Annotated in this window: 9 protein-coding genes, 1 other RNA gene and 1 pseudogene; all 11 read right to left on the bottom strand. The window is 65.0% G+C overall.

The genetic code is table 11. The features are described 5' to 3' along the window. Window positions 1-147 precede the first annotated feature (147 nt). Window positions 148-411 (bottom strand): pro-sigmaK processing inhibitor BofA family protein, encoded by a 264-nt coding sequence (locus HGI30_RS01280; protein ID WP_168906045.1) that lies wholly within the window; start codon window positions 409-411, stop codon window positions 148-150. Beyond that, window positions 408-698, bottom strand: a complete 291-nt coding sequence (locus tag HGI30_RS01275; RefSeq protein ID WP_168906044.1) for a DUF2508 family protein — start codon at window positions 696-698, stop codon at window positions 408-410. Before HGI30_RS01275 ends, HGI30_RS01280 begins: the two co-directional genes overlap by 4 nt. Before the next feature lie 189 nt (window positions 699-887). Continuing rightward, window positions 888-1,484, bottom strand: a complete 597-nt coding sequence (recR, locus tag HGI30_RS01270) for a recombination mediator RecR (protein WP_168906043.1) — start codon at window positions 1,482-1,484, stop codon at window positions 888-890. Window positions 1,485-1,602: 118 nt separating this feature from the next. Next, the gene (locus HGI30_RS01265) at window positions 1,603-1,914 is read right to left on the bottom strand and encodes a YbaB/EbfC family nucleoid-associated protein (protein WP_168906042.1); all 312 of its coding nucleotides are present in this window, start codon (window positions 1,912-1,914) and stop codon (window positions 1,603-1,605) included. A gap of 51 nt (window positions 1,915-1,965) precedes the next feature. Then, window positions 1,966-3,744, bottom strand: a complete 1,779-nt coding sequence (gene dnaX / locus HGI30_RS01260) for a DNA polymerase III subunit gamma/tau (RefSeq protein WP_168906041.1) — start codon at window positions 3,742-3,744, stop codon at window positions 1,966-1,968. Between the two features lie 254 nt (window positions 3,745-3,998). Then, an RNA gene (gene ffs / locus HGI30_RS01255) (signal recognition particle sRNA large type) lies at window positions 3,999-4,264 on the bottom strand. A 213-nt stretch (window positions 4,265-4,477) separates the two neighbouring features. Further along, entirely contained in the window at window positions 4,478-4,888 is a 411-nt protein-coding gene (locus HGI30_RS01250; protein WP_168906040.1) for a hypothetical protein, read from the bottom strand. A gap of 77 nt (window positions 4,889-4,965) precedes the next feature. After that, window positions 4,966-5,163: a 50S ribosomal protein L31 gene (gene rpmE, locus HGI30_RS01245; RefSeq protein WP_021882051.1), complete on the bottom strand. Its 198-nt coding sequence runs from the start codon at window positions 5,161-5,163 to the stop codon at window positions 4,966-4,968. Window positions 5,164-5,268: 105 nt separating this feature from the next. After that, entirely contained in the window at window positions 5,269-6,525 is a 1,257-nt protein-coding gene (locus HGI30_RS01240; RefSeq protein WP_168906039.1) for a radical SAM family protein, read from the bottom strand. A gap of 983 nt (window positions 6,526-7,508) precedes the next feature. Next, a pseudogene (gene rho, locus HGI30_RS01235) lies at window positions 7,509-8,810 on the bottom strand (transcription termination factor Rho); the annotation flags it as partial. A 317-nt stretch (window positions 8,811-9,127) separates the two neighbouring features. Then, complete coding sequence (locus HGI30_RS01230; protein ID WP_168906038.1) at window positions 9,128-10,387, bottom strand: UDP-N-acetylglucosamine 1-carboxyvinyltransferase; 1,260 nt, start codon at window positions 10,385-10,387, stop codon at window positions 9,128-9,130. Window positions 10,388-10,530: the final 143 nt, after the last annotated feature.

The raw sequence follows: 10,530 nt of genomic DNA, 5'->3' as shown, positions 1-10,530 counted from the left end.
AAATTCGCTTTGTTTCCGCCCCGCCTCTCAGCGGCGACTTGGATAATATAACACGCCCGCCCAGATCGATGCAAGTGTTTTTTAAAACTTTTTTGGATTTCTTTTTAAGCAACCCCAGAAACGAAAAGAGCCCCCAACGGGGCTGCCTCAGAGAACGACGGCTTGAATGCCGGCCATGACGGCGACGCCGGGAAGACCAAGGACGACGGCAGTTGCGATCGTGGCCGGATTGAGCGGAATCTCCGCGCCGGGAAGAAGTCCGGAGCCATTCAACAAATACAACCCTGCCGCTGCCGCCGTCAAGTGGAGGGCGAAACGACTGAACCACGACCAAGACAGCTTCGCCCGCAGAAGCGTAAGGACCAGCAAAATGGACGAGAGGCTGAGCATGCTGAGCCAAATCCACTTCATCCTTGCATCCCCCTCTTCTGCCAATCCGGCGAGACGGCGCCGATCCGCTTCGCTTGGCGCAACAGCATCTCGTAGCGCTTCTGCGCCGCCTCGATCGCAAAAACGGCGTAATCGATCTGATCGTGGCCGGACGCCTGCTCGAAGTGATACTGAGCGTTCACCCAGTCCCGATGCGCTTCCTTAATTTCTTCGAGCAGCCTGTCCAAGCTGATCTCCACCGGCTGATCGGACTCTGCGCCCAGCGCCAACACCTCTACGCGGCCGCCTTGAAAAAGCCTAGCTCCCATTCCGCCACGTCCCCCTTTCGGCTTGTCCTCTCCACCTGCCCGCTTGCCTGTACTTATTGTATAAACGGGATTCGCCGTTTAGAACGCGGCAGCGCCGATCAACCGCGGAACTCGGGTAGTGAGGCCGGAACTTGCCGAAACAAAAAAACGACCAGCCGAATATCGGCCAGTCGTTGGCAGTAATAGAAATCAAAGCTCGCGCCGTCCTTCCAGCGCTTTGGAAAGCGTGACTTCGTCCGCATACTCCAGGTCTCCGCCCACCGGCAAGCCGTGCGCGATGCGAGTGACCTTGATGCCGAACGGCCGGACGAGCCGGGACAGATACATCGCGGTGGCCTCGCCCTCGATGTTGGGATTGGTCGCGAGGATCAGCTCCTGCACCCGTTCGTCCTCCAGCCGGCGCAGCAGCTCGGCGATCCGGATCTCCTCCGGTCCGATGCCCTCGATCGGCGAGATCGCCCCTTGCAAGACATGATACTGGCCATTGAACTCCTTGGTCCGTTCCATGGCGACCAGATCGCGCGACTCCTGCACGACGCAGATCGAGGAAAAGTCGCGGGACTTGTCCTGGCAGATGCGGCAAGGGTCCGTGTCGGTAATGTTGCAGCAGACGGAGCAGAAATGAAGGTTGCGCTTGACGCTGACGAGCGCCTTGGCGAAATCGATCACATCGTCTTCCTTCATCTTGAGCACATGGAAAGCCAGCCTCGCGGCTGTCTTGGGGCCGATGCCCGGGAGCCGGGTAAAGGAGTCGATGAGCTTCGCGATCGGTTCGGGATAGTACAAAAGCCCAGCTCCTTCCATAAAAATCGGGACGGCCTCCCGCGAACCGGAAGTCCGTCCCGCCGCCGTACGCTCTCGCACGGCTTGAAAAGCGAAATGAAACGCGTCGGCCTGATCCGGACTAGAAAAGGCCCGGAATCTTCATGCCGCCGGTGAACTTGCCCATGTCCTTGTTGGCGAGCTCGTCGGCCTTGGCGATGGCATCGTTGACGGCCGTCAAAACCAGATCCTGAAGCATCTCGACGTCGTCCGGATCGACCGCTTCCGGCTTGATGGCGATGCTGACAAGCTTCTTGTGGCCGTTGACGACAGCGGTCACGACGCCGCCTCCGGCCGTGCCTTCGACCTGCTTCGTCTCGAGCTCTTCCTGCGCCTTGAGCATCTGTTCCTGCATCTTCTTCACTTGCTTCATCATCTGGTTCATGTTGTTCATATCGGTCACCCCTATTCCGGAATTTGGCCTTGCATGAGCGGACCCGACGCTCTATTCCTTCTTGAGCTCCACCAGGTCCTCTCCGAACATCTTGTACGCTTCCTCGACCCACTCCGGTCTCGCCGGAGGAGCCCCGGGATCGTCATGGGAAAGCTCGAACGGCTCGCCGCCGCCCTCTGCGGCCGGCCCCGAAGCCGCTTGCTGCCAGTCCTTCTGCATGACGGTCGCCAGCTGCAGCGGCTTGCCGAACGATTCTTGCAGCACGCGCTCGATCAGCTCGCGGTTGGCTTGCTTCTCGGTCGTCTCGCGGTGGATCGTGTTCTTGAAGGCGATGAGCGCCGTGTCGCCCGCCCACGAGACCGGCTCGCCGTCGACGAGCCAGGCATGGACGGTGACGCGCGCATCCTTGACGCGCGCGAGCACTTCCGCCCACTTGGCGCGAAGCTGGGCGGTGTCGGGGCTGCCCGACGCGGAGACGAAAGGGTCGAGCTTGACGGTCCGGACGCTGCCCCCGGACCGAGGGCCGAACCCGCCGCCGCCGCGGGCGGGAGCGCCGCGCAGCGGCGCGGCGGCTGCTGGAGCCGCCGCAACTGCTGCGCCTCCGCTGCGCTGAAGCTGCTCGAGCTTGCGCTCGAGCTGGTCGATCCGCTGCTGCAGCGCGGCGACTTCATGGCCGGAGGCGCCTGGGGCCGCTGCCCCTCGCCGCTCCGCCTCAGGCTGCGCGCCCGCTGCGGGAGCGCCGCTCTCCGGCAGGGTGCAAATCTTCAGCAGCGCGACCTCGAACAGCGTCTGCGGATGGGCGGCGTGGCGCATCTCATTTTGATACCGGTTAAGCTCGTCGATCATGCGGAAGATGCGCTCTGCGCTGAAACCTTCGGCCATATCGCGAAAAACGCCGGGGTCGGCCAGCCGCCCCATGCCCTGAGCGCTGTCCGGAGCAAGCTTGAGCACGAGCAGGTCGCGGAAGTAATAAATCAGGTTCTCAAGGCACTTGTCCGGGCTCTTGCCCGCCTGCATGAGGCCTTCGACGAGCGGCAGCACCGCCGCCGCGTCGGAGTCGCGGACCGCGACGGCGATGCCTGCGAACTGGCGGGCGGCGAGGCCGCCGGTGACGTCGACCGCACCCTCCAGCGTGATCTTCTCCGCGCCGAAGGCGGCCGCCTGCTCCAGCAGGCTGATGGCGTCGCGCATGCCGCCATCCGACAGGCGGGCGATGTAGTCGAGCGCTTCCGGCTCGGCCTCGATGCCCTCCTCCTGCGTAATCTCGCGCAGCCGCTCGATCTGCTCCTCCAGCGACACCTGGCGGAAGTCGAAGCGCTGGCAGCGCGAGACGATCGTCGCCGGCAGCTTGTGCGGCTCGGTCGTCGCGAGGATGAAAATGACATGCCCCGGCGGTTCCTCGAGCGTCTTCAGAAGCGCGTTGAACGCTTCCGTCGTCAGCATGTGGACCTCGTCGATGATGTAGACCTTATAGCGCACTTCGGACGGCGCGTAGCGCACGTTGTCGCGGATCTCGCGAATCTCGTCGATGCCCCGGTTGGAGGCGGCGTCGATCTCCACGACATCCATCACCGTGCCGGAGGTGATGCCTCGGCATGCCGCGCATTCGTTGCAGGGCTCGGGCGCCGGTCCGCGCTCGCAGTTGACGGCTTTGGCGAATACTTTGGCCGCCGTCGTCTTGCCCGTGCCCCTCGGCCCGTTGAACAAGTAAGCATGCGCGATGCGCTGCTCGCGGATCGCGTTCTGCAGCGTCTGCCGGATATGCTGTTGTCCCACCATGTCCCGGAACGTCTGCGGACGCCAGGCACGGTACAAGGCGATATGAGTCAAAGGTCGGCTTCCTTTCGCGCCGCCGGATGGCGGCCGTTATCGTTCTTCCATTATACATGACGGGGCGGCCGGGCAAAAGGGAGACGCTCGCTGCCGAAGGAATCGGCCCGAGAAGCGGCGGGGCGCAGAGAACGCAGCGGAGGGAGGAGCGGGAGGAGCGGAAGGAGCAAAGCGGGAGCGGGACGGCATGCAAAAACGCCGGGCGACGTCTGCAATCAGACAATCGCCCGGCGTGCGGGATTAATCGGGTAGGGCCGTGCACCTGCCCTCGATCCATGCGTCCCAGCCGGCACTCCTGTTCCCAGCTCGGGCCAGGCAACCCTCCGGCACATGAAAAAACTTGCTTACGGCTGCTTCCTTCCGGACCTGACCGGGTTCACAAGCGTCCATTGCGGAGGACCCGTCCGTCAACACTGTTCCCAGGCGCCAGACGCTGCAACGCATAACCTACGGCAGGAATTCAACCTCGCTATAGCGGATTGCGAGTTACAGGGCACCGCTACCTCCCCGTCTAGCACGGCAGGGTTTCAGTATAGCCGATTTGCGTGCCTTGCGCAACCGGACAGGGTCCGGCCGAACCGAGAGTCGGACGGCTCGAAGCTCAGGCGCCCGGTCCGCTCGGACCGGAGAACCGTCCGGACCTCGAAGGCGTTCGCCCCGCCGCACTGGAATTCGATCCGATCCGAACCGCCGCCTCCCCCTAGCGGCTAGTACCCTGCCGGGACGTACCCGGCTACTGCGCGAGCTCCGTCACGACTTTGTACCGCGGCATGTTGAAGGCGAGCTGAGATTGGACGCGGGCGCGCATCTCTTCCCGCTGCGCGGAGTTCATCCCGGCGCTCGGCGTTACGTACGCGCGCATCGTCGCTCCGTCGATGACGAGGCGGACGGAGCCGACGCCTTGGACCTCCTTCGCTTTTTGCTTGGCGAAATTGGCGTCCTGCTGGATATTCTGCGCATGCGGCGTATTGATGAGATGCGGATTCGTGTTGGTCAGCCCGAGCTGGCCGTCCCGGCCGTAGCTTTTGCCTTTCATCGAGTCCGGACTGCCTCCGCAGCCGGACAGCAAGGCGGCGCCGAGCGCCAGGGCGGAGACGGACAGCGCGATGCGCCGGGCGAGCGGGCGGAGCGTGGTCGTGTGCATGCAAAAAACCTCCCTTTGGCCATAGGATGGCGAAGGGAGGTTTTTCTATACTGCCAATGGCTGGCAGCTGAAGTCGATTAGATGCCGTATTTCTTCTTGAAACGGTCTACGCGGCCGCCGGCGTCCAGGAACTTCTGCTTGCCCGTGAAGAACGGGTGGCAAGCGGAGCAGATCTCCACGCGCAGGTTCGGTTTTACGGAACCGGTCTCGAACGTGTTGCCGCAAGCGCAAGTAGCCGTAGTCACGTGGTATTTCGGATGAATAGCCTCTTTCATCGTCTTTCACCTCTTTCTGCCCTGAGCTTCATGCGAGCCCAGAGTTATCGCATACTTGAATACTATATCATGCATGCCCGTACCGCGCAATGCCCTTCGGCCGCCTCAGCGGCGACGGACCAGCTCGGCCGGAGGCACATGCGTGTACGAGCCGATGACGACATCCGGCAGCTCCTCGCGGAAAATCTCCAGCATCTGCTTCATGCCGTAGATTTCACCGCGCGCCTTGGGGATGAGGTTCAGGTAGCTCTCCGGGTCGATGTTGAGGTTGCGCATCTGGATGAGCCGCAGGCCGGTCCGGCGCACGAACTCGATCATCGCCTCCATCTCCTCCTCGCGGTCGGTGACGCCCGGGAAGATGAGATAGTTGATGGATGTGTAGACGCCTTGGTCGGCGGCGTAGCGGAGCGATTTCTCCACGTTTTTGAGCGTGTAGGCGCGCGGCTTGTAGTAAGCGTTGTAATGGTCGTCCAGAGCGCTGATCGTGCTGACGCGCATGAGGTCGAGGCCCGAATCGACGATCGCCCGCATGAAGTCGGTCAGGCCGGCGTTGGTATTGATGTTGATGTAGCCCATGGAGGTCTGCTCGCGCACGCGGCGGATCGCCTCGACGATGATCTTGGCCTGGGTGGACGGCTCGCCCTCGCAGCCTTGGCCGAAGCTGATAATCGAATCCGGGGTGCGGAGCTGCTCCAGCATGATCTGCACGACCTCGTCGACGGTCGGCTTGAAGTTCATGCGCGTCTGCGGAGCCGGGAACGCGCTGTCCTCCGGCTGCTCGGAGATGCAGCCGAAGCAGCCGGCGTTGCAGAAATAGGAGACGGGAACCGCTCCTTCCCAGCGCTGCAGGAACGTATTAGAAGCGGTCAGGCATTCGTAGCCGAGCGCGCAATGGGACAGATGCTTGTACAGCCGGTTGTCCGGATACTTGGCCAGCAGCTCCTCCACCTTGACGTTCAGCTCGGTCCGGTCGCAGTTCAGCGGGTTCCACCGCTCGGGATCGTCGCATGGCTCGGCGGCGGCCCAGAAGCCCCCGTCCTTCCAGACGACGGCGGTGTAGCCGAACAGCGGCAGCACGGCCGTCTTGTCCGACTTGGCGTAGCCCGGCAAGGCGAGTCGGGTGAAGCCCTGCGGCAGCAGCGCTCCGACCGCCTGGTACGGCCCCGGAAGCAGCTCCATCTTGCCGCTCGGGCCGATGCCGATCGGACGCGTGCCCGGCAGCCCCACCAGCGTGGCGCCCTCCGGCAGAGGAATCAGCTCCTCCTCCATCAGCTCGATGACGATGTCCCCGCCGCGGCCGAGACCGGTCCAGTCGGGATGGTCGAACAATTGGCCTTGTTCGTCGGCGTATACAAGATTCATGATGTCCTCCTAAAGTCTGTGCGAAGCGCCGGCCGTCATTCGGCCGGCGGCGTGTCGGTCGGCGCGGCCTTGGCGCGCGTCGTGCGGCGGGCGGGCGCGGCCGGCTGATCGCCGGCCGCCGCTGCGGCTGCGCGCGCGGCGGATGAGGCGCGCGGGCGCTTCGCCGGCGCGGCTTCGGCCGCCGGCGCATCCGGGGCGGCCGCGGCTGCGGCGGCCGCCTTGGTGCCGCGCGGCGAGCGCGGCGCGGCGCTGGCGTCGGCCGCGGCGTCCGTGCTCGCGGCTGCGCGCGTGCGCTTCGCCGGCGCGGCCGGAGCCGCCGGCGCTTCCGCCGCGGCGGCTTGCGCGGCGCCGGCATCCGGCGCGGCGGCGACTCGCGCCGCAGCCGTACGCGGCGAGGCGGCGCGTCCGCGCGGCTTGGCCGCCGGCTCGGCCGCGGCAGGCGGCGCCTCGGCCGCAGGCGCCGCCTGCGGCGCGGCTGCGCTCGGCCGCGCCGCTACGGCGCGCGCCGGCGCTGGCGCGCCGGAAGGCTCCGCAGCGGCGGCGGGCGCCGCCTCGCGCTCGCCGCCGGCCGGCTGCTCCGGCGGCTGCGCGGCGCCAGAGCGCGGCGCCGGGCTGTTCCCGCCCGGACGCGCGCCAGGCGCCGATGCGGCCGGCCGAGCGCCGGTCGCGGCCGGACGCGACGCCGCGCTCGGCCGGGCTCCTGTCCCGCCGCGGCTCGCATAGGAGCTGCCGGCGGATGCGCTCGGCCGCGAAGAGCCGTAGCTGCCCGTCTCTCCCCGGCTGCCGTAGCCGCTCTCGGAGCGGGACGAGCCTGCCGAAGAGAAGCTGCCCGGCGCGGAAGCGTTGCCCGAGCCGCTGCCCGGGGCGTTGCCTCCGCTGCCTGCAGCATAGCTGCGGTAGCCTTGTGCCGTCGGCGTTCCATGATTCCGATAGCCGGACGTGTTGGAGACGATCGGGCTGCCTCCGGCCGGCGTGCCCGGTGCCTGGGCGCTGCTGGAGCCGGCGCCGCTCGCGGAAGGCTGGTTCGGCCGCTGGCCGTTCTTGGACTCCAGCGTCGTCAGGAACTCCGCGTTCGTCTTGGACTCGCCGAGCTTCTTCAGGAAGTTATCGACGAACTCCATGGAGTCGTTCATGTTTTTGCGGATGACCCAGACCTTGTCCAGCTCTTCCTTGCTCAGCAGCAGATCCTCGCGGCGCGTACCGGAGCGGCGGATGTCGAGGGCCGGAAAGATCCGGCGCTCGGCGAGCTTGCGGTCCAGGTGCAGCTCCATGTTGCCGGTGCCCTTGAACTCCTCGTAGATGATGTCGTCCATGCGCGAGCCGGTGTCGATCAGCGCCGTCGCGAGGATCGTCAGGCTGCCGCCCTCTTCGATGTTGCGCGCCGAGCCGAAGAAGCGCTTCGGCCGGTGGAACGCCGCCGGATCGATGCCCCCGCTGAGCGTCCGCCCGGACGGCGGGATGACGAGGTTGTAGGCGCGCGCCAGGCGGGTGATGCTGTCGAGCAGGATGACGACGTCCTTTTTATGCTCGACCATGCGCAGCGCCCGCTCCAGCACGAGCTCGGCCACCTTGATATGGTTCTCCGGCAGCTCGTCGAACGTCGAGGCTACGACCTCGCCCCGTACGGAGCGCTGCATGTCGGTCACTTCCTCCGGCCGCTCGTCGATGAGCAGGACGAACAGCTCGATCTCCGGGTTGTTCTCGGATATGCTGTTGGCGATCTCCTTGAGCAGCAGCGTCTTGCCCGCCTTCGGCGGCGCGACGATCAGCCCCCGCTGGCCGAGGCCGACGGGCGCGAGCAGGTCCATGATTCGAGTCGACAGGCGATGCGGGGTCGTTTCCAGGACAAGCTTCTTTTGCGGAAAAAGAGGGGTCAGCGCCGGGAAATGCAGGCGGTCGGCCGCTGTTTCCGGACTCATGCCGTTGACGGCATTTACTTGCAGCAAGCCGAAGTAGCGTTCGTTTTCTTTCGGAGGACGGCATTTGCCGGAGACGAGGTCTCCGCTGCGCAGGTCGAACCGGCGGATCTGGGACGACGAGATGTAGATGTCCTCGTTGCTCGGCAAGTAGTTGATCGGCCGCAGGAAGCCGAAGCCTTCCGGCAGGATGTCCAGCACGCCCTGCATGAACAGCAGGCCGCCCCGCTCCGCCTGCGCGCGCAGGACGGCGAAGACGAGCTCTTTCTTTCTCATCTGGTTGAAGCTCGGCACCTCGAACTGCTTGGCGAGCTTGTACAGATCATTCAATGACATTGCTTCCAGATCGGCGATCTGAAATTCGCTCATGATCTCACCACTTTATTCAGTTTTCGCACCTTAATCCTTTACCTCAAGCCGGGACGATCCGAATCTATGACTTCTATTCTCTTAGTGTGTCCGTTCGGGCTCCGCCCTAACCTGCAAGAGGGAATCGCGGATGAGTCGCATAAGTCCTAGGGAATCCTGGAAAGAGGGCGTGAAGCCGATGCGGGGAAAAAGGCCCGCGAGGAGCGGGCCTGGCGACGCGCGGAAAGCGATGGGCTGCAGATCCGGCTGCATATGGGCCGGTACGGGTGGACGATCGGACCGATCATCAAGCCGGGCCTAGGCCGCATAGGGCAGGCTCAGGCGTCAGCCTGCTCCCGCCATACGTCTGCTCCGAGCCGGCGCAGGTTCTCGACGAGGTTGTCGTACCCCCGGTCGATGTATTCGACTCCGGCAATTTCAGTGACGCCCTCCGGAACGGTCAGGCCGGCGACGACAAGCGCCGCTCCGGCCCGGAGGTCTGCGGCGCGGACCTTGGCCGCGTTGAGCGGGCCGCCCTCGATGATCGCCGAGCGTCCCTCCACGCGAATGCCCGCGCCCATGCGCACGAGCTCCGGCACATGCTTGAACCGGTTGCTGTAGACGTAATCGGTCAGGATGCTGACGCCGGAGGCCTGCGTGAGCAGGCTCGTCATCGGCGACTGCAGGTCCGTCGCGAAGCCGGGATAGACGAGCGCGCGGACGTCGATCGGCTCGTAGGTCGGCGCGCCGACGATGCGGATGGACTCGTCCATCTCGATGACCTGCACGCCCATCTCGACCAGCTTGGCGCTCATCGCTTCCATATGCTTGGGGATGACGCCGTCGATGACGACGTCGCCGCGGGTCGCTGCCGCCGCGATCATATAGGTCCCGGCCTGGATGCGGTCCGGGATGATGGAGTGGCGGCAGCCGTGCATGGCCTCCACGCCCTCGATCCGGATCGTCTCCGTGCCGGCGCCCTTGATCCGGGCTCCCATCGCATTGAGCAGCGTCGCTACATCTATGATTTCAGGCTCCTTGGCCGCGTTCTCGATCGTGGTGACGCCCTTGGCCCTGGATGCGGCCAGCATGATGTTGATCGTCGCGCCGACGCTGACGACGTCCAGGTAAATCTTGGCGCCGCGAAGCTCGCGGGCGAAGATGCGGATCGAGCCATGCTCGTTGGACACTTCCGCGCCGAGCGCTTCGAAGCCTTTGATATGCTGATCGATCGGGCGAGGCTCGAAGTTGCAGCCTCCGGGCAGGCCGATGACCGCTTCTCCGAAGCGGCCGAGCAGCGCTCCCATCAAATAATAAGAAGCGCGCAGCAGCTTGACCTTGCCGTCCGGCATCGGCGCCGACTGCAAGCGGGAGGGATCGATCCTCATCGTGTCGCCGCTCCAGGACACGCCGGCCCCGAGCTGCTCCAGAATCTCACCGTAGACCGCCACGTCGCTCAGCTGCGGCAGGTTGTCCAGAACGACTTCCGACTCCGCCAGGATGGCGGCTGGCAGCAGCGCGACCGCGCTGTTCTTGGCACCGCTGATCTGCACCGTGCCTCGCAGCGGACGTCCGCCGCGAACCATTAGTTTCTCCATTACTGCTGTATCCTCCCCGAGAAGAAGCAGGCATCGCCGGCGCGTCCAGACGCGCCGGCGCCCTGCAGCTGAAAACAACGCAGCGCGCGCCGGCAATGCAGCTGCAAGGGCGCGCGCTCATCGTTTGTGGTTGGTTCAGTCCA

Origin of the sequence: Paenibacillus albicereus (assembly GCF_012676905.1) — a bacterium.
GTDB classification, from domain to species: domain Bacteria; phylum Bacillota; class Bacilli; order Paenibacillales; family Paenibacillaceae; genus Paenibacillus_O; species Paenibacillus_O albicereus.
This window is presented reverse-complemented; position numbering and strand designations above follow the sequence as displayed.